Genomic DNA, 18155 nt, shown 5'->3' on the forward strand with positions numbered 1-18155 from the left:
CGCCGGGACGACCGGGGCCGCCGGGACGCTGCTGGAACGGAGCACCGGGACGACCGCCCTGGCCACCGCGCGGTGCACCGGGACGAGGCGAGCCGGGACGAGGGGCACCCGGACGGGGTGCGCCGGGACGCGGAGCCTGCGGACGCGGGATGTTGCCCGGCGTCGGACGCTGGCCCATGCCCTGAGCCGACGCGAACGGGTTGTTACCCGGACGGGGACCGGCCGGACGCTGGCCCATGCCCTGCGCCGACGAGAAGGGGTTGTTACCCGGACGCGGAGCACCGGGAGTCGGCGCGCCGCTCTCGGCCGGCTTCGCCGCATCGGATGCGGCGGGAGCCTCTGCCGCGGGGGCAGGGGCGGGAGCCGGCGCAGCGGGTGCGGGGGCCGGAGCCTCCGGGGCAGGCTTCGGACCGGGCTTGGGGCCCGGGGTCGGTGCCGGCTTGGCACCGGGCTTCGCAGCTGCAGGCTTCGCAGCCGCGGGCTTCGCCGCGGGAGCGGCGTCAGCGGAGCCCTTGAGCGAGCCATCGGCCTCGATCGCCGCGCGCAGCTTGCGCGCAACGGGCGGTTCGATGGTCGAGGACGGGCTCTTCACGAACTCGCCGAGTTCCTTGAGCTTCGCAAGTGCGATCTTGCTGTCGACGCCGAGTTCGGCGGCGATCTCGTGTACGCGTGGTTTACCAGCCACAATTCTCCTGTCTGAGTCGGTCCACCCAGACAGGGCAGACCACTAGTCGCGGACGGGTCTCATTTCGAGCCGTTCACTTTGTTTCCATAGCTGTTCAGCCTTTGTTTCTTGGTGGGTGCTGTTCGAAGGTCCGTGTGTCCAGCTGAGTGGTCACACGCAGTGCTCGTCCGAAAGCTCGCCGCCGCAGAGCGGCCGCCATGCATTCAGCTGTCGGATGCACCCACGCGCCACGCCCCGGCAGGACAGCACGCTCATCGGGGATGAGGGTGTCGTTCTGGGCCACCACCCGGAGAAGGGCGGAGCGGGGAGCACGCGTGCGACAACCGACGCACGTTCGTACGGGTTCCATCTTACACCTGCGTTTCACCCCACCTCGCCCGCTCCCGGGCGCGGCGGAAGGCCGAAGCCGTGTCAGTCGAGGACGCTGTCCGGCTGGATGTCGATCTTCGCGCCGGTGAGCTTGGCGGCCAGACGAGCGTTCTGACCTTCCTTACCGATCGCCAGCGACAGCTGGTAATCGGGCACCAGGGCACGGACGGCCTTGGTGCTGGCGTCGAGCACGAAAGAGCTCGTCACCTTGGCCGGTGAGAGCGCGTGCGCCACGAAGGTCGGCAGATCGGCGTCGTAGTCGACGATGTCGATCTTCTCGCCCGCGAGTTCCTCGGTCACTGCGCGCACGCGACGCCCGAGCTCGCCGATGCAGGCACCCTTGGCGTTGATCGACGGGTCGTTCGCCTTCACCGCGATCTTCGTGCGGTGACCGGCCTCGCGGGCAAGGGCGACGATCTCGACCAGACCGGCAGCGATCTCGGGCACTTCGAGGGCGAAGAGCTTGCGGACCAGGCCGGGGTGCGTGCGCGAGACCGTGATCTGCGGCCCCTTGAGACCCTTGGCGACACTGGTGACATACACGCGCAGACGCGAGCCGTGCGTGTACTCCTCGCCGGGAACCTGCTCCTCCGGCGGCAGGATCGCCTCGACGGCTCCGAGATCGACGTGGATCATGCGGGGGTTCGGGCCCTGCTGGATCACACCGGCGACGATGTCGCCCTCTTTGTCCTTGAAGTCACCGAGCACGACGTCGTCCGCGATGTCGCGCAGACGCTGGCTGATGACCTGCTTGGCCGCGAACGCCGCGATACGCCCGAAGTCGTCCGGCGTGGCGTCCTCCTCGCCGATGATCGCGCCCTCTTCGTCCTTGACGACCTGCAGCACGGCGACGTGGCCGGTCTTGCGGTCGAGATCCACGCGGACGCCCTCGGGAGTGACGCCGTCGGCGGAGACGTGCTTGGAGTACGCGGTCAGGATCGCCTGTTCGATGATCGCGACGAGCTCATCGAAGGGGATCGCCTTCTCCTTCTCGATCCCTCGCAGCAGACTCAGTTCGATGTCCATGACGGCCTCTCTATTCAGCTCTCGTCGCGCCTGTTCGCACGCGCGACATCCGTACCACGATACCCTGTGCCCACCGGCCCTCGCACGGCGGCGGCGGTGTCGGGATCCGGAGCCGCTCGAGGAGGAGCACGTGAGCACATTCGACACGATCGTGATCGGCGCCGGGATGTCGGGGCTCACGAGCGCGCGCATGCTCGCCGACGCGGGCCGGAGTGTCGTCGTCCTCGAAGGACGTGACCGCATCGGGGGCCGGATGCACACCGACCGAAGTGCCGGATTCTCCGTCGATCTCGGTGCATCGTGGATCCACGGCATCGAGGACTCGCCGCTGTGGAACCTCGTCCACGCGCTCAGGATCCCGGCGATCGAGTACACGGTGGGCAGCTTCCAGGTGGGTGGTCGACCGATCGAGAACTTCGATGGCGAGGGTCGTGCCATGGACGAGGCAGCCACCTCGCGATGGGTCGCCGACGTCGAACTCGCCGACCGTCTTCTCGTCGAGGAGATCGCCTCGTCCTCCTCCGGCGACACCTATCTCGATGTCACCGAACGCGCTCTCGACAGGTCGGGGCTGTCGCCCGAGCGCATCGACGACGTCCGCGAGTTCTTCCGCCATCGGGTCGAGGAGCAGTGCGGCGCGTGGATCGGCGACCTCGACGCGCACGGTCTCGACGAGGATGCGATCGACGGAGACGAGGTGATCTTCCCTCGCGGGTACGACGAGCTGCCGCGGCGCATCGGGGCCGGCCTCGACGTGCGGCTGAAGACCGTCGTGACCCGGGTGAGCCGCTCGGCGGACGGAGTCGTCGTGCACGCGGGCGGCACCGAGTACCGCGCAGACCGGGCGATCGTCACCGTGCCGCTCGGCGTGCTCAAAGCCGGGACGATCACCTTCGAACCGGCTTTGCCGGATGCGGTCGCCGGTCCCGTCTCACGGCTGGGGATGGGCGTCTTCAACAAGGTGTTCGTCCAGTTCCCCGAGCGGTTCTGGAACGAGGAGAGCTATGTGATCCGCGCGCTCGGCGAGGCGGGCGAGCACTGGCATTCCTGGTACGACGTCTCCGCCGTCAGCGGCATCCCCACCCTGCTGACCTTTGCCGCCGGGCCGTTCGGCCGCCGGATGCAGAACCGTCCGGACGACGAGATCGTCGCCGACGCGGTCAGCGCGCTGCGTCTCCTCTACGGGGACGCCGTCGGCGAGCCACTCGCTCACTGGATCACCCGCTGGGGTGAGGACGAGTTCTCGAACGGCTCCTACTCGCACCTCGCGCTGGGCTCGACGCATCACGATCATGACGCGCTGGCGGGACCCGTCGACGGCGTTCTGCATTTCGCCGGCGAGGCCACCTGGGGTGACGAGCCGGCGACGGTCGGCGCGGCGTTCTACTCCGGGCACAGGGCCGCGGAGCGCATCCTCGATCGTCCGGTCGACCTCGCGGACTTCGCCGCCCGTATCACCGCGCGGGAGCAGACGGAAGTGCGTTGATCGCACCGATCAGCCGGAACAGGTTGCCCACCTGGCGCTGATCCAGGTGCAGGATCAGACGCGGCAGGTCGAGGTTGTCGTCGTCGGCCACCTCCGGCGGCCGCGGCTCCGTCCGCTCGATCCGTCCCGACGAGAGCATCGAGGCGAACTGCCCGTTGAGCGTCTCGATCTCGGCATCCGTCGGCTCGGCCCGCAGACGCAGCACCAGCGCGTCGCCGACCCATCGCAGCGAGTCGTAGTTGTGCCAGAACCCGGTGATCTCCGCCCGGGCCGCGTCGACCGAATCGGTGATGACGACGCGGTCGAAGTCGCCCTCCGAGATGACGCCGGTCGGGGCGAGGTGGTCGTCGATGAAGCTCCGCAGCCCCTGCCAGAAGGTGCCGCCCGGCTCGTCGAGGAGCACGATGGGCGTCGGCTCCGCCTTCCCCGTCTGCTGCAGCGTGAGCAGCTCGAACATCTCGTCGAGCGTGCCGAAGCCGCCAGGGAGGCAGATGAATCCGAGCGATTCCTTGATGAGCATGAGCTTGCGGGTGAAGAAGTACTTCATCGCGACCACGTGGTCCTGGCCCGCGACGAAGCCGTTGGGCTTCTCCTCGAAGGGCAGGCGGATGGAGACCCCCAGGGAGAGCGCGGGGCCCGCGCCCTCGGAAGCCGCCTGCATGATGCCGGGGCCGGCTCCCGTGACGACCATCCAGCCGTCGCCGGCCAGTGCGGCGGCGACGTCGCGGGCGGTGAGGTAGAGCGGATCGTCCTGCCGGGTTCGGGCCGACCCGAACACCGTCACCTTGGGGACTCCCCGGAACGGCGCGAACAGGCGGAACGCGTCACGCATCTCGGCCAACGCCGCCGAGGCGATCTTCAGGTCGAGCCGATCGGCGCCGTCCTCGCCGAGCAGGATCGCGGTGCGCAGCATACGCATCACGAGCCTGCGGTCGGTATGCACTCCCGCATCGTCGAGGACGGCGTTGATCTCGGAGCTGAGGGCTTCGGGGAGGGGTGCGTCGATCATGTCACCAGGGTGTCATGCGGCAGTGCGACGACGGGCCGCAACGCCGGGGTGTCGCCGCGAGACGCCGTCGCCTCGCTGTCACGACACCGCCACGGTGTCAATGCCCGTGACCACGACGCCCGCAGGCGGCACGCTGACGTCATGACCGAGATCACAGGACCCGAAGCCCTCGCCCGCGTCGTCGAGCTCGTGAAGGACATCGACATCACGATGCTCACCACCACCGACGACGACGGCAACCTCGTGAGTCGGCCGATGTCGACCCGGCAGATGGACGACGCCGGCGACATCTGGTTCTTCACGGCCGAAGACACCGAGAAGGTCGATGAGGCACGCAAGCACCGCGATGTCGGCCTCGCCTACTGCGATGCGAAGGGGATGCGCTACGTGTCCGTCGCGGGAACGGCAGAGGTCGTGCACGACCGCGCGAAGATGGAAGAGCTCTACTCGGCGTCGCTGGAGATCTGGTTCGCCGACGGCCTCGACACCCCGGGCATCGCTCTCCTCAAGGTGACTCCGAAGGTCACGGAGTTCTGGGAGCCGTCGAAGGGAAAACTCGCCCTCGCTGCCGGAGCGCTCAAGTCCCTCGTCACCCGCGATACGCCGGACGACGACATCATGAACCACGGCCGCATCGTCTGCTGACGACGCGGCCGTGGATCTCAGCGTGCGACGGTGAGGCGCTCGACGACCTCGTCGACGGAGATCGCGTCACGGTCCCCCGTGGCGCGATCCCACAGCTCGACCTGGCCGTCGGTGGCCCCGCGGCCGACGATGACGATCTTCGGCACTCCGACGAGCTCGGCATCGCCGAACTTCACACCGGGCGACACCTTGGGGCGGTCGTCGTACAGCACATCGAGACCGGCGGCCTCGAGCTGCGCGGAGATACCTTCCGCCACCTCGAATGCGACCTGATCACGACCTGCCGCGACGACCTGCACGTCGAACGGTGCGACCGACGCCGGCCAGATGAGGCCCTTGTCGTCATTGTTGAGCTCGGCGATGATCGCGAGGATACGGGTCACGCCGATGCCGTACGAGCCCATCGTGACGGTGACGAGCTTGCCGTTCTCGTTCAGCACCTTCAGCCCCAGAGCCTCGGCGTACTTCCGGCCCAGCTGGAAGACGTGTCCGATCTCCATGCCGCGCGCGAGCTCCACCGGGCCCGAGCCGTCGGGAGCCGGGTCCCCGGCGCGCACGTTCGCGATCTCGACGATGCCGTCCGCGGCGAAGTCGCGCCCGGCCACGACGGAGTGCGCGTGCTTCTCGTCGATGTTCGCGCCGGTGATCCAGCTGGTGCCCTCGCTGACGCGCGGGTCGACAAGATAGCGGATGCCCGTGGCCGACTCCTCGCCGAGCACCGCACCGGTGGGCGACCAGGGGCCGATGTAGCCCTTCACGAGCAGCGGGTTGTTTTCGAAGTCGTCCGCTGTGGCGGTCTCGACCTCGGCAGGCGCGAAGGCGACCTCGGCGCGCTTCTCGTCGACCTCGCGGTCGCCGGGGATGCCGACGATCACGAGTTCGCGGGTGCCGTCGAGGTGGGTCAGCGCGAGCACGACGTTCTTGAGCGTGTCGCCTGCGGTGTACTCGCCCTCGAGCTCTCGGTTGACATGCGCGACCAGCGTCTCGATGGTCGGTGTGTCGGGAGAGTCGAAGATCACCGGGGACTCGTCGGCGTCGTACGCGATCGCCTCGGGCACCGCGGTGGTGAACGCCTCGACGTTCGCTGCATAGCCGCCGGCGCTGCGGACGAAGGTGTCTTCGCCGACCGGAGTCGGGTGCAGGAACTCCTCGCTGCGGGATCCGCCCATCGCCCCCGCATCGGCCTGGACGATGACGTACTCGAGACCGAGACGCTGGAAGATGCGCTCGTACGCGTCGCGCTGCGCCTGGTAGCTGGCGTCCAGCCCCTCATCGGAAGAGTCGAACGAGTACGCGTCCTTCATCGTGAACTCGCGTCCACGGAGCAGGCCCGCCCGCGGGCGCGCCTCGTCGCGGTACTTGTCCTGGATCTGGTAGATCGTGAGCGGCAGATCCTTGTACGAGGAGTACAGGTCCTTCACGAGCAGAGTGAAGGCCTCTTCGTGGGTGGGCGCGAGCAGATAGTCGCCGCCCTTGCGATCCTGCAGACGGAAGAGCAGGTCGCCGTACTCGTCCCAGCGGCCGGTGGCCTCATAGGACTCACGGGGCATGAGCGCCGGGAAGTGCACCTCCTGTGCGCCTGCGGCGGCCATCTCCTCGCGGACGACGGTCTCGATCTTCGACTTGACGCGGAGACCCAGTGGCAGCCACGCGAAGATGCCGGCGGCCTGCGGGCGGATGTACCCGGCCCGGATCAGCAGCCGGTGGCTGGCGACCTCTGCGCCTGCAGGGTCTTCACGGAGCGTGCGGAGGAAGAAGTTCGAAAGACGAGTGACCACGGAGCAAGTCTAGTGAGCCGTGGTCACTCGTCTTCGACGACGTCAGTTGAGCGCCGGAAGGTTCGCGGGTACGACGCCGCCGGCGTACAGGTCGGCCGCCAGCTCCTGCAGCGCCGTCAGCGCGACCCGCTGCGGGAGCGGACCGTAGGAGATGCGCGCGACACCGAGCTTCTCGTACTCCGAGGCCGCGAGGGCACCCGGAATCCCGATGACGCTGATCTTGCGCTCGCCGATGCCCTCGACGAGCTGACGCGTGACGTTCATGTCGAGGATGCCGGGCACGAACACCGCGGTCGCTCCGGCGTCGAGGTAAGCCCGCCCACGCTGGATGGCATCGGCGATGCTCTCCTGCACGGGCCGACCGCCGGCGCGGACGAAGGCGTCCGTGCGCGCATTGAGGGCGAACGGGACGCCCTCGGCCTCCGCCGCCTTCACGATCGCCTCGACGGAGGCGACGGACTCGTCGAGCGGCTTGAGTCGGTCCTCGACGTTCGCGCCGACGACGCCTGCCCCGATGGCGAGGCGGGTGGTCTCCCCCGCGTCGCCGTATCCGTCGTCGAGATCGGCGGTCACGGGCACATGGACGGCGGCCGCGATGCGACCCACCATGTCGATCATGATCTCGCGCGGCGTGGCGCCGTCGTCATAGCCGAACGACGCCGCGATGCCGTGTCCGGCGGTGGCGATCGCCTGGGTCTCGGGGAGGGCGGCGACCGCCCGCGCGGAGACGACGTCCCACACATTCACGACGCGAAGGATCTCCGGTGCGTCATAGAGTCCGACAAGGGTCTGGGCCTTGGCTGCAGTGGTCATGACTCCACGCTAACGCGGGATGACGTCCACGGGGCCGGTTCATTCCGCTCCGCCTGATCGCCACGCCTAGGGTGGAGCCATGCCCCAGCGCCGATCACACGTCGCCCCGTCCGCTGCGCAGACCGAGCTGGCCTCGGCACTCGCCGGACTGCGGGAATCTGTCGATGCTCCCCTCGACTTCCCCGACGAGGTCATCGCCGAGGCCGAGGCATCCACCGCCCCCGTGCCGCAGATCGACCTTCGCGACGTCCCCTTCGCAACGCTGGACCCTGAAGGGTCTCGCGACCTCGATCAGGCCTTCCACCTCGAGCGCGCGGGGACCGGATACACCGTTCGCTACGCGATCGCCGACGTCCCCGGGTTCGTCGCACCGGGCGGTGCGGTGGATGCCGAGGCACGGCGTCGCGGACAGACACTGTATGCCGCGGATGGTTCGATCCCGCTGCATCCGCGTGTGCTGAGTGAGGACCGAGCCTCGCTGCTCGCCGACGTCGACCGACCGGCGCTGGTGTGGACCTTCGCCCTCGACTCCAGCGGTGTCGTCTCCGACTTCCGCCTGGAACGCGCGCTGATCCGTTCGCGCGCACAGCTCGACTACGCGACGACGCAGCTGGCGATCGACCGCGGCGAGGACGGCCCGGCGGCACTGCTCCCGGAGATCGGAGCCTTGCGCATGGAGCAGGAGCGCCTGAGAGGAGGAGCGAGCCTGAATCTGCCCGACGAAGAGGTCGTGCGTGCAGAAGACGGCACCTATGCGATCGAACGTCGCCGCCCACTTCCCGTGGAGGAGTGGAACGCCCAGCTCTCGCTCATGACAGGGATGGCCGCAGCTTCCCTCATGCTCGACGCCGGAGTCGGCATCCTCCGGACGATGCCGGAGCCGGATACGGCCGCTTTCGAGACCTTCCGGCATCAGACCGAGGCCCTCGGGCGCCCGTGGACGGCCGGTGCATACGGCGACTACCTTCGCGGGCTCGACCGCGCCGACCCGATGACGCTCCCCGTGCTGGAGGCCGCGTCGTCGCTGTTCCGCGGAGCCGGGTATCTGGTGTTCGACGGCGAAGCGCCGGCCGCCGCCGTGCAGGCCGCCATCGCTGCGCCCTATGCCCACGCGACCGCTCCCCTGCGCCGACTCGTAGACCGGTGGGCACTGGCGATCTGCCTCGCCGAAGCGAACGGCGAGCCCGCCCCCGAATGGGCGCGCGCATCGCTCGGCGAGCTCCCCGGCCTCATGCAGGAATCCGGCCAGCGTGCATCGCGCCTCAACGCGGCGACGATCAACAGCGTCGAGGCCGCGCTGCTCACGCCCCTGGTCGGCACGACGATCGAGGCGACCGTGATCGAGCTGCGCGGTGAACGCGCAGCCGTGCAGATCGCCGACCCCGCCGTGACAGCGACCGCACCGCTGCCGCCGGGTGCGCAGCCGGGTGATGTCGTGCGACTCCGCATCGTGCGTGCGGACATCGCGAAGGGCGAGGTCGAATTCGCGATCTGGTCAGTCCGTCGACAGCTAGCCTGACGAGATGCAGCACGCCGACCTCATCGAACGGTTCATCGCCTCCGCCTACCCGCGCGCCGAGATCGCGATCGTCGCCGGGAGCACGGCACGCGGCGAACGAACCGCGAGCAGCGACATCGATCTTCTGCTCATCGGCGACGCTCTCTTCGACGACTCGTCGCAGTCCAGCAAAGCCGCGACGCACGAATTCGAAGGAGAGCTCATCGAAGTGTTCGCGTACACACCCGATGGCTTCGACGATTGGGCGCACCGCGGTATCGGCCAGTATCGGCCGGTCATCGTGCATATGCTCGTGGAGGGACAGCCGATCCGGCGGAACCGGTCGTTCGACGAGTTCAGAGCACGATGGAGCGAGATCCTCACTGCCGGACCGTCGCTCGGCGCCGAAGAGTCCCGGTTCCGGCGCTACATGATCACCGACCTTCTCGACGATCTGCGGGACGCGACGGACGAGCTCGAGCGACGCGTGGTCGCCGACGTGCTGTTCGAGCGGATCGCGGAGCTGATGCTGCTAGGCGACCGCCGCTGGATCGCCACCGGGAAATGGCTCCCCCGTCGATTGCGCGCTCTGAGCGAGGAGCGCACCGAGCGGCTGAGTGCGCCGCTGCTCACCGGAGACTTCGCGGCCTTCGCGGACCGCGTCGAGGAGGAGCTCGATCGAGCGGGCGGACGGCTGCAGGCCGGGTTCGTGCGCTGAGGTCAGGGGGCGGGGACAGCCGTGGTCGTCATGACGAGGAGCTGGGGATCGCTGAGATCGAGCGACACGGTGATCGATCCGAACGCGGCGAGGGAGTCGGCGTGGGTTCCCCCGCAGAGGATCACGGCTTCGCCCTCTGGGAGGGAGCAGTGCCAGCGACGCCGGTCGACGATCGTCGGCCCCTCGGTCTCGATGCTGCTGGAAGCGCCCGAGGCGATCCAAGCGGCCAGTCGGTTGTTCACCTGCGCCTCGCGGTCGGCGAGGGTCGCAGCGAACGTCTCGGTGTCGAAGCCTGCCCTGCGCAGACTCTTGCCGAGCCGGTATTCGTCGACGGCCCCGTCCTCATGGATACGACTGGACTGGTTGGCGCGACCCTCGAAGTCGGGGTTCCCGAGAGCGTCCTCCCCCGGGTCCTTCCGCCAGAGATCGACGAGGGCCAGATCAAGCGCCAGTGAAGCGACATGACATGCCGTGTGGCCGCGGCTGAGTCCCGCGCGACGGGCACCGTCGACCGCGAGCGCCACCGGTGCTCCCTCAACGAGTGATGCCGGCACGGCACCCTCGATGCGATGCCCGACCAGCCACGTCCAGCCCTCCGCACCGCGCTTGACCGGGATCGCGCGGCCCACGGCGAACTCGCCCTCGTCAGAGATCGCGGCCATGAGAGCCTCGGTCACCGTGACCGTGACGCCGGCGGCCGTGATGGTTCCGCTGTCGCCCGGCTGATCCGGCCAGGTGTGGTCGACCGGATGGAAGGGCGTCGCGTCGACGACGACGACCGCTCCATCGGCGAAGCTCTCCACACGTGTGACGATGCCGTCTCCGGCGATGGTCCCGTCCGAGAAGGTCACAGTGGTGGGCGTCGACATGGTTCTCCTCGGATTCGTCGGTGATCTCGACGGTGTTCGCGGCCGTCGGGCCGTCGTGAGAGCGGGGCGGACCCCGGTACGAAAGGTCAGTGGGACGGCGGGATGGTGAAGCTGGCGAGCTTGTCGCCCTCGACGACGAAGATGCCGTCGGATTCTCCGTTGAAGACCCGGCTCGCCCATCCGAAGCGGATGCGGGTCGTGTCGCCGTCGGTCTCGGCGGAGAGCACGGTCATCCGCGCTCCGGCGCCGATCGCGTCGCTGCCTGCCCATTCGCGCACCCCATCAGGGCCGGCCTTGACCGTGCCCCAATCGCTGACATACCCGTCCGGGGTGAAGGCATCGACGAACGCATCGGTATCGGCCGCGTTGATCGCATCGACCATCACCTGGACAGGCGTGGGCAGGGTGACATCCGACATCTCGCGCTCCTCCGAGCTCAGGCCGTGACGACCTGGGCCGTGCCGAGCGGGGCCTCAGGTCCCATCTCAGCGGCGATCCGGTTGGCCTCTTCGATCAGGGTGGCGACGATGTCGGCCTCCGGCACGGTCTTGATGACCTCGCCCTTCACGAAGATCTGCCCCTTGCCGTTGCCCGAAGCCACGCCGAGGTCGGCCTCGCGCGCTTCGCCCGGGCCATTGACGACGCAGCCCATCACGGCGACGCGCAGCGGAACGGTCATGTCCTTGAGCCCCTCCGTCACGTTCTCGGCCAGAGTGTAGACGTCGACCTGAGCGCGTCCGCATGAGGGGCAGGAGACGATCTCGAGCTTGCGCTCGCGCAGGTTGAGGGACTGAAGGATCTGGTGCCCGACCTTGACCTCTTCGGCGGGCGGCGCCGAGAGCGACACGCGGATCGTGTCGCCGATGCCCTCGCCGAGGAGGATTCCGAACGCGGTGGCGCTCTTGATCGTTCCCTGGAACGCCGGCCCCGCCTCGGTCACACCGAGGTGAAGGGGCCAGTCGCCCCGCTCGGCCAGCTGCCGATACGCCTTGACCATGACGATGGGGTCGTTGTGCTTGACGGAGATCTTGAAGTCGTGGAAGTCGTGCTCCTCGAACAGCGACGCCTCCCACACGGCGCTCTCGACCAGCGCCTCAGCCGTCGCCTTCCCGTACTTGCTGAGGATGCGGCGATCCAGAGATCCGGCGTTCACGCCGATGCGCAGAGAGACACCGGCAGCCTTCGCGGCCTCGGCGATCTTGCCCACGTTGCCGTCGAACTCGCGGATGTTGCCGGGGTTCACCCGCACCGCCCCGCATCCGGCATCGATAGCCGTGTAGATGTAGCGCGGCTGGAAGTGGATGTCGGCGATCACGGGGATCTGGCTCTTCATCGCGATGATCTTCAACGCATCGGCGTCGTCCTGATGCGGCACCGCGACGCGGACGATCTCGCAGCCCGAAGCCGTGAGCTCGGCGATCTGCTGCAGCGTCCCGTTAATGTCGGTCGTCTTGGTGGTCGTCATCGACTGCACGCTGACCGGAGCGTCGCCGCCCACGAGCACCTTGCCCACCTTGATCTGCCGGGACTTGCGGCGCGGGGCGAGGACTTCGGGGATCTTCGGCATTCCGAGGTTCACTGCTGGCACGCCCCAAGCCTACGCCGCCTGGATGCAAGTGGGCTGAACAGACGCACCTACGCTGGAGGCATGGCCGTCGTCCTCCTCACCGGATTCGACCCCTTCGACGGGGCGGACCGCAATCCGTCTGCCGATGCCGTGAACGCGGTCGCGGCCGCATACGACGGTCCGCACGAGCTCGTGGTGGCCACACTTCCGGTCGCGTTCGAGGCATCCGCTCACCGGCTCCGGACCCTGATCGCCGCGCACTCCCCCGATGTCGTCATCGCTACCGGGCTCGCCGCCGGGAGCAGCAGGGTCGCGATCGAGCGCATCGGTGTCAACCTGATCGACGCCCGCATCCCCGACAACGACGGCGAACAGCCCGTCGATGCTCCCAGCGAGGCCGGCGGTCCCGCCGCGCGGTTCTCGACGCTCCCCGTGAAGCGCCTGCTCCAGGTTCTGACCGCGGAAGGGCTGCCGGCGCAGCTGTCGCTCTCTGCGGGAACCTACGTGTGCAACCACGTGCTGTACACGGCAGTGGGTGCCGTCCGGCCGGATGCGCGTGCCGGATTCGTGCACCTTCCGTGGTCGACGACCACGGTCCCTGCAGGCGGGCTGCACCTCGCCGACGCGCAACTGGCGCGCGCCCTGCGCCTCATCGTGGATCACGCCCTCGACGCCGAGTCGACGGAGGCCGGCGGCAGCATCTGGTGATGTCATCGCGCCGTGACCCTCGCTCGCGATGTGGTAGTTTCGGCCCCATGCTCGCGAACTTCACCTGGTGGCCCGCCTTCTAGGCGGTGTGTTCGCGTTCCCACGAATTCAGACCGCCTCCGGGGCGGTCTTTTCGTTGCGCCGAGCCGGAGCACTGCACAGGAGACATCGATGACCCTCTCACGACTCGCCGAGCTCAGCGCCGATCCCACGGCATCCTTCGTGCTCATCGCACGCGACGGCGCCGACACCGTCGAGCTGCTCAGCGGGGGCGTCGTCGACGTCGAGCTGCTTGCCGACATCCCCCTCTCGGTCGACGGCACCCCGCGCGAGGTGTTCGCCATGGTGCCCTATCGCCAGGTGCGCGAACGCGGCTTCGTCGCCCAGGACGACGGGGCGCCGCTGCGCTGCGTGATCGTCGACGAGCACCTGCACCTCCCGACAGCCGAGCTTCTGCCCGCGCTCCCGAGCACGCCCGTCCCCCTCCACGACGACGGCTTCGACATCGCCGACGCGGACTACGCGGCCATCGTCGAGACGGTCATCGCCGACGAGATCGGACGCGGCGAGGGCGCGAACTTCGTCATCCGTCGAGACTTCACCGCGACCATCGACGTCGAGGACCGTACTGCGGCACTCACGTGGTTCCGTGCTCTCCTCACGCACGAGCGCGGCGCCTACTGGACGTTCGCTGTCGTCACTCCTGGGCACATCGCCGTGGGGGCCAGCCCCGAGGCGCATGTGGTCGCCCGCGAAGGCGTCGTCACGATGAACCCGATCTCCGGGACCTTCCGTCATCCGGCGGGAGGGGCGACGAAGGAGACGCTGGTCGACTTCCTCGCCTCGACCAAGGAGACCGAGGAACTCTTCATGGTCGTCGACGAGGAACTCAAGATGATGAGCGCCGTCTGCTCCGACGGCGGCCGCATCACCGGCCCGCACCTCAAGGAGATGTCGCGACTCACGCACACCGAGTACATGCTCCGTGGTCGCAGCGCCCTCGATCCCCGCGACATCCTGCGCGAGACGATGTTCGCTCCGACGGTGACGGGTTCGCCCATGCAGAACGCCTGCGCGGTGATCCGCCGTCACGAGCAGAAGCCCCGCGGCTACTACTCCGGTGTCGCCGCGCTGTTCACCCCGAATGCGGACGGCGGGCACGACCTGGATGCGCCTATCCTCATCCGGACCGTCTACCTCCAGGACGGCACCCTCAGCGTTCCGGTCGGCGCGACGCTGGTTCGACACTCCGATCCGATGGGCGAGGTCTCCGAGACCCACGGGAAGGCCGCCGGCGTCCTGGGCGCCATCGGCGCGATCGACCGCGACCGGGTGGCAGAGGCACGTAGCGACGCCGACGCGCCCGGCGACGCGCGCGCCCTCGCCGACGACCCGACCGTCGCCGAGCTGCTGTCATCGCGCAACGCCCGCCTGGCCGAGTTCTGGCTCAACCCGCAGGGCGAGGACTTCACCGGTCCGTTCGCCGGCCGCTCCGCTCTCGTCGTGGACGCGGAGGACCGCTTCACGACGATGCTGGCCCACCAGCTGCGTCATCTCGGGCTCGCCGTCACGATCGCTCCCTGGGCCGACGTGCGGGACGCGGACTTGGACGCCGCCGATCTGGTCGTCGCCGGCCCGGGTCCCGGCGACCCTCGGGATACACGGAACGCCCGCATCGCGAGGATGCGCGATGTCGTCGCCCGCCGACTGGACTCCGACGCGCCGCTGCTCGCGGTGTGCCTCAGCCACCAGATCCTCGCAGACAAGCTCGGCATCGCCCTGACTCCGCTCGATGCCCCTCACCAGGGCCTGCAGAAGCCCGTCCCGGTCTTCGGGGAGACCGCATCGATCGGCTTCTACAACACCTTCACCGCGCGGGTCGCACCGGGCACGACGGTCGTCGGCGCCGCCGACGTCTCGGCGGACCCCGACTCGGGAGACGTGTACGCGCTCCGCGGAGACCACTTCGCTTCGGTGCAGGGACACCTGGAGTCGATCCTGTCGCGCGACGGGATCCGCACGCTCGAGCGTCTCGTCTCCCACGCGCTGGCCTGAACAGGAATCGCTGCTCAGCGCTCGCCTCCCGCGCGGTCCGACCAGGCCTGCGACTCAGCCGAGAAGGTTGACCGGATTGAAGAGGTCGGCGACCAGGAGCAGCGCTCCCATCCCGATCAGGAGCACAGCGACGACCACCGTCAGCGGCACGAGCTTGGTCGCGTCGACCGGCGCCGGAGGGGGCCGGCGGAAGAGCTTGGCCCACGCGCGCTTGATGCCGTCCCACAGTGCGACGACGATGTGACCGCCGTCGAGCGGGAGCAGCGGGATGAGGTTGAACACGAACAGCGCGATGTTCAGCGACCCCAGCAGACCGAGCAGGAACGCGAACCTGTTGAGGATCGGCGCATCGGTAGCGGCCGCCTCTCCCGCGAGGCGTCCGACGCCGACGACGCTCAGCGGTCCGTTCGGATCGCGTTCTCCGCCGGTGACGAGTGAGACGCCGACGTCCCATAGACGCACGGGGAGCGTGACGATCAAGGATGCGACACGCGCCGTGCTGTCCGCCGCCATCTCGGGGCCGGCGGTGAGGGGCTGCTGCACGTAGCCCATCTGGGCGCCCATGCCGACGTAGCCGACCTCCTTCACGACAGGCTTTCCGGCCTCATCGAGGACGGGCTGGCCGCTGGCATCCGTGATCGAGCGTTCCGCGGCGATCGGCGTGATGCTCAGCGACTGCTCCGCCCCGTCGCGGCTCACGACCATGTCCAGCGTCTCGCCTGGCGCGGCCTGCACGATCGCCGTCGCCTCGGCGAACGTCGACACGGGCTGTCCGTCGATGGACAGGATCACATCGCCCGGCTTGATCCCGGCTTCCGCGGCGGGTGAGGCCGGGTCATCGGGTGTGCACTCGGTCGCCGTCGAACCGGCCGGAACGACGCACTCGGTGACGGACGCGATCGTCGTCGTTCCCTGCTGCAGGCCGATGCCCGACAGCAGCACGGTGAAGATCACGGTCGCGAGGAGAAGGTTCATCACCGGCCCGCCGAGCATGACGACGACGCGCTTCCACACGGGAAGACGATAGAAGACGCGATCCTCGGCCCCCTCGGCGATGGTCTCGTCGTTGGCGCTGCGCGCGTCCTGGATCAACGAGCGGAACACGCCGGACGCCGGGCCCGAGTTCTTCGACGCCGGGTACATGCCCGACATCGAGATGAAGCCCCCCAGAGGGAGCAGCTTGAACCCGTACTCGGTCTCGCCGATGCGCCGGGACCACAGCCGCGGCCCGAAGCCGATCATGTACTGGCCGACACGCACGCCGAAGAGCTTCGCGGGGACGAGATGGCCCACCTCATGCAGGCCGATCGAGAGCCCGAGGCCGATCAGCATGAAGAGGATGCCGGCCAGATAGAGCAGGAATTCCACGTGCCAACGTTAGTGCCCACAGCTAGGAATCCGCCCGGCACGCCGCGCGGCTAGGCTGAGACGGTGAATGCCCGGCAGCTGCGACTCGTGCGCGCTGCGGCCGTCTCCTCGGTGGCGACGTTGCTCGCAGCCCTCTCGCACACCCTCGGCGGCGGAGCGGTCCCGCACATGCTGCTGATCCTGGCGGTCGCGACCCTGCTCACCCCTCTGTCTGCGCTCCTGGTGGGCATCCGTGAGTCGCGGGGTCGTGTCGCCATCGCCGTGTTCCTCGGACAGGCCGCTTTCCACGTCGTGTTCCAACTGCTGGGCTCGCCCACCGGTACCGCTCCGATCGCCGGCGGCGGTCACGCCCATCATCTCGATCTGAGCGCGCTCTCTTCCACGGCGCCCACCGCAGCCCCTGGCACGTTGATGCTGTTCGCGCACGTCGTCGCAGCCGTGCTCACGACGCTTCTCGTGTGGCACGGAGAAGCGGTCGTTCGGGTCGTCGCCCGCTGGGTGGATGCCCTCTTCCGGCGCGCGTCCGCCGGGGCACCGGCCATGCATCGCCGGCCGCCGCGGCTGCGGTCGACCACCATCGCCAGCTTCGCCGTCACCATCTCGGCCGCTGTGCCGAGGCGCGGGCCTCCCGCTCTCCTGCGCGACTGATCCGTCGCACTCGAATCCGCTGCTCCGACACGGGCAGCGTCCCTTTCTCGCGGAGATACGCCACCGTGGCGCGCCCGCACTTCGAGCACCAGGAGAACTCTCATGTCCCGCAACATCCGTACCCGCACTCCGCGCCCCACCACCCTGCGCTCCACCGCTCGGCGCTCGCTCACTCTGCGACGCGCCGCGCTCGGTGTCCTCGGCGGAGCCGCACTCGCCCTGGCCGTTCCCACGATGGCAGGTGCCCATGTGGGCGTCAGCCCCGACGAGATCGCTGCGGGCGACCACGGCGTGCTCACGTTCTCGTTCTCCCACGGCTGCGAGAACTCCCCCACCACCGCGCTGCGCATCACGATGCCCGAGGGGCTCGCATCCGTCTCGCCGACGATGGATTCCGACTGGGACATCCAGGTCGACCGCGGCGACGACGGTCTCGTCAGCGCCGTGACCTATACGGCGGTCGCCCCGGTGCCCACCGACCTTCGCGGCGCGGTGAGCATGGGGGTCGGTCTGGACGCGAGCACCCCCGACACTCTGACGTTCCCCGTGGTCCAACAGTGCGTCGAGGGCTCGACCGAATGGACGCAGATCGCCGAGAACGGCCAGGATCCGCACAGCCTCGACGCGCCGGCTCCGGTCGTCTCCGTCACGGCCGCTGCCGCCGACGGGCACGGCGAGCACACCGAATCCGAAACAACGGCCGCGAGCACGGCTCCGACCACGGTCGCCGATCCCCTGGGTGTGGCGCTCGGGGTGGGTGGGCTTCTCGCCGGTTTCGCCGCCCTGGTCGTCGCGTTCCTCGCCTACCGACGCCGAGCCTGACGACGCGAGCTCCCCCTCGTGCTCCGCAACGCGGCGCGCGAGGGGGAACTCGGCGAAGGGTTCCCACCACGGTCGTGAGATCATGGATGCG

18 protein-coding genes are annotated in these 18155 nt (G+C 68.8%); 8 read left to right on the forward strand and 10 right to left on the reverse strand.

The features are described from left to right. The 3 genes from GZ64_RS19335 to nusA form a co-directional block, all read right to left on the reverse strand. On the reverse strand, positions 1-685 hold a 685-nt coding region (locus tag GZ64_RS19335; RefSeq protein WP_197020490.1), incomplete at its 3' end, for a translation initiation factor IF-2 N-terminal domain-containing protein. A gap of 94 nt (positions 686-779) precedes the next feature. Continuing rightward, positions 780-1034 (reverse strand): YlxR family protein, encoded by a 255-nt coding sequence (locus tag GZ64_RS19590; RefSeq protein WP_081859620.1) that lies wholly within the window; start codon positions 1032-1034, stop codon positions 780-782. A 62-nt stretch (positions 1035-1096) separates the two neighbouring features. Next, on the reverse strand, positions 1097-2080 hold the full coding sequence (gene nusA / locus GZ64_RS0100040) for a transcription termination factor NusA (RefSeq protein ID WP_021199402.1): 984 nt from the start codon (positions 2078-2080) through the stop codon (positions 1097-1099). Positions 2081-2210: 130 nt separating this feature from the next. On the opposite strand from nusA, the gene GZ64_RS0100045 reads away from it, so the two are divergent. Then, the gene (locus tag GZ64_RS0100045; protein ID WP_036330861.1) at positions 2211-3566 is read left to right on the forward strand and encodes a flavin monoamine oxidase family protein; all 1356 of its coding nucleotides are present in this window, start codon (positions 2211-2213) and stop codon (positions 3564-3566) included. Here GZ64_RS0100045 and GZ64_RS0100050 read toward each other — a convergent pair. Next, positions 3535-4575 carry a TIGR00730 family Rossman fold protein gene (locus GZ64_RS0100050; RefSeq protein ID WP_029264693.1) on the reverse strand — a complete coding sequence of 347 codons (1041 nt, stop codon included), beginning with the start codon at positions 4573-4575 and terminating at the stop codon, positions 3535-3537. The genes GZ64_RS0100045 and GZ64_RS0100050 overlap by 32 nt on opposite strands. A 141-nt stretch (positions 4576-4716) precedes the next feature. Here GZ64_RS0100050 and GZ64_RS0100055 point away from each other — a divergent pair, with 141 nt between their 5' ends. Further along, positions 4717-5220, forward strand: coding sequence for a pyridoxamine 5'-phosphate oxidase family protein (locus GZ64_RS0100055; RefSeq protein ID WP_029264694.1), 504 nt, complete (start codon positions 4717-4719; stop codon positions 5218-5220). A 17-nt stretch (positions 5221-5237) separates the two neighbouring features. Here the strand turns inward: GZ64_RS0100055 and GZ64_RS0100060 are convergent, their stop codons facing one another. Continuing rightward, the gene (locus GZ64_RS0100060; RefSeq protein ID WP_029258181.1) at positions 5238-6998 is read right to left on the reverse strand and encodes a proline--tRNA ligase; all 1761 of its coding nucleotides are present in this window, start codon (positions 6996-6998) and stop codon (positions 5238-5240) included. 42 nt (positions 6999-7040) lie between these two features. Continuing rightward, a complete protein-coding gene (locus tag GZ64_RS0100065; protein WP_021199397.1) occupies positions 7041-7811 on the reverse strand; it encodes an isocitrate lyase/PEP mutase family protein in 771 nt (256 codons plus the stop codon). A 79-nt stretch (positions 7812-7890) separates the two neighbouring features. Between GZ64_RS0100065 and GZ64_RS0100070 the strand changes: the two genes are divergently transcribed. Together GZ64_RS0100070 and GZ64_RS19340 are read left to right on the forward strand one after the other, a co-directional pair. Continuing rightward, positions 7891-9330, forward strand: a complete 1440-nt coding sequence (locus GZ64_RS0100070) for an RNB domain-containing ribonuclease (RefSeq protein WP_029264695.1) — start codon at positions 7891-7893, stop codon at positions 9328-9330. 4 nt (positions 9331-9334) lie between these two features. Next, complete coding sequence (locus tag GZ64_RS19340) at positions 9335-10027, forward strand: nucleotidyltransferase domain-containing protein (protein ID WP_051667781.1); 693 nt, start codon at positions 9335-9337, stop codon at positions 10025-10027. A 2-nt stretch (positions 10028-10029) separates the two neighbouring features. Here GZ64_RS19340 and GZ64_RS0100080 read toward each other — a convergent pair whose 3' ends face one another. The 3 genes from GZ64_RS0100080 to ispG form a co-directional block, all read right to left on the reverse strand. Then, positions 10030-10896 (reverse strand): hypothetical protein, encoded by an 867-nt coding sequence (locus GZ64_RS0100080; protein ID WP_029258178.1) that lies wholly within the window; start codon positions 10894-10896, stop codon positions 10030-10032. Positions 10897-10982: 86 nt separating this feature from the next. Continuing rightward, a complete protein-coding gene (locus GZ64_RS0100085; protein ID WP_029258177.1) occupies positions 10983-11315 on the reverse strand; it encodes a nuclear transport factor 2 family protein in 333 nt (110 codons plus the stop codon). A gap of 17 nt (positions 11316-11332) precedes the next feature. Then, on the reverse strand, positions 11333-12463 hold the full coding sequence (gene ispG / locus GZ64_RS0100090; protein ID WP_021199392.1) for a flavodoxin-dependent (E)-4-hydroxy-3-methylbut-2-enyl-diphosphate synthase: 1131 nt from the start codon (positions 12461-12463) through the stop codon (positions 11333-11335). 81 nt (positions 12464-12544) lie between these two features. Here ispG and GZ64_RS0100095 point away from each other — a divergent pair, with 81 nt between their 5' ends. After that, entirely contained in the window at positions 12545-13171 is a 627-nt protein-coding gene (locus GZ64_RS0100095) for a pyroglutamyl-peptidase I family protein (RefSeq protein WP_021199391.1), read from the forward strand. Positions 13172-13342: 171 nt separating this feature from the next. Further along, complete coding sequence (locus tag GZ64_RS0100100) at positions 13343-15226, forward strand: chorismate-binding protein (RefSeq protein ID WP_029264699.1); 1884 nt, start codon at positions 13343-13345, stop codon at positions 15224-15226. Positions 15227-15280: 54 nt separating this feature from the next. Here GZ64_RS0100100 and GZ64_RS0100105 read toward each other — a convergent pair whose 3' ends face one another. Further along, positions 15281-16594: a M50 family metallopeptidase gene (locus GZ64_RS0100105; protein WP_021199389.1), complete on the reverse strand. Its 1314-nt coding sequence runs from the start codon at positions 16592-16594 to the stop codon at positions 15281-15283. A gap of 63 nt (positions 16595-16657) precedes the next feature. Here GZ64_RS0100105 and GZ64_RS0100110 point away from each other — a divergent pair, with 63 nt between their 5' ends. Next, complete coding sequence (locus GZ64_RS0100110) at positions 16658-17242, forward strand: hypothetical protein (RefSeq protein ID WP_029264700.1); 585 nt, start codon at positions 16658-16660, stop codon at positions 17240-17242. 102 nt (positions 17243-17344) lie between these two features. Then, entirely contained in the window at positions 17345-18064 is a 720-nt protein-coding gene (locus GZ64_RS0100115) for a YcnI family copper-binding membrane protein (RefSeq protein WP_029264701.1), read from the forward strand. Positions 18065-18155 lie beyond the last annotated feature (91 nt).

The sequence above is a fragment of the Microbacterium sp. Cr-K32 genome (assembly GCF_000708345.1).
Classification (GTDB): Bacteria; Actinomycetota; Actinomycetes; order Actinomycetales; family Microbacteriaceae; genus Microbacterium; species Microbacterium maritypicum_A.

What these genes read in the sequence shown, in the direction of transcription:
- GZ64_RS0100100 (WP_029264699.1), top strand. Translation starts at nt 13,343, where the DNA reads ATGACCCTCTCACGACTCGCCGAGCTCAGCGCCGATCCCACGGCATCC.
- GZ64_RS0100065 (WP_021199397.1), bottom strand. Translation starts at nt 7,811, where the DNA reads ATGACCACTGCAGCCAAGGCCCAGACCCTTGTCGGACTCTATGACGCA.
- GZ64_RS19340 (WP_051667781.1), top strand. Translation starts at nt 9,335, where the DNA reads ATGCAGCACGCCGACCTCATCGAACGGTTCATCGCCTCCGCCTACCCG.
- GZ64_RS0100115 (WP_029264701.1), top strand. Translation starts at nt 17,345, where the DNA reads ATGTCCCGCAACATCCGTACCCGCACTCCGCGCCCCACCACCCTGCGC.
- GZ64_RS0100055 (WP_029264694.1), top strand. Translation starts at nt 4,717, where the DNA reads ATGACCGAGATCACAGGACCCGAAGCCCTCGCCCGCGTCGTCGAGCTC.
- GZ64_RS0100095 (WP_021199391.1), top strand. Translation starts at nt 12,545, where the DNA reads ATGGCCGTCGTCCTCCTCACCGGATTCGACCCCTTCGACGGGGCGGAC.
- GZ64_RS0100080 (WP_029258178.1), bottom strand. Translation starts at nt 10,896, where the DNA reads ATGTCGACGCCCACCACTGTGACCTTCTCGGACGGGACCATCGCCGGA.
- GZ64_RS0100070 (WP_029264695.1), top strand. Translation starts at nt 7,891, where the DNA reads ATGCCCCAGCGCCGATCACACGTCGCCCCGTCCGCTGCGCAGACCGAG.
- ispG (WP_021199392.1), bottom strand. Translation starts at nt 12,463, where the DNA reads ATGCCGAAGATCCCCGAAGTCCTCGCCCCGCGCCGCAAGTCCCGGCAG.
- nusA (WP_021199402.1), bottom strand. Translation starts at nt 2,080, where the DNA reads ATGGACATCGAACTGAGTCTGCTGCGAGGGATCGAGAAGGAGAAGGCG.
- GZ64_RS19590 (WP_081859620.1), bottom strand. Translation starts at nt 1,034, where the DNA reads ATGGAACCCGTACGAACGTGCGTCGGTTGTCGCACGCGTGCTCCCCGC.
- GZ64_RS0100085 (WP_029258177.1), bottom strand. Translation starts at nt 11,315, where the DNA reads ATGTCGGATGTCACCCTGCCCACGCCTGTCCAGGTGATGGTCGATGCG.
- GZ64_RS0100050 (WP_029264693.1), bottom strand. Translation starts at nt 4,575, where the DNA reads ATGATCGACGCACCCCTCCCCGAAGCCCTCAGCTCCGAGATCAACGCC.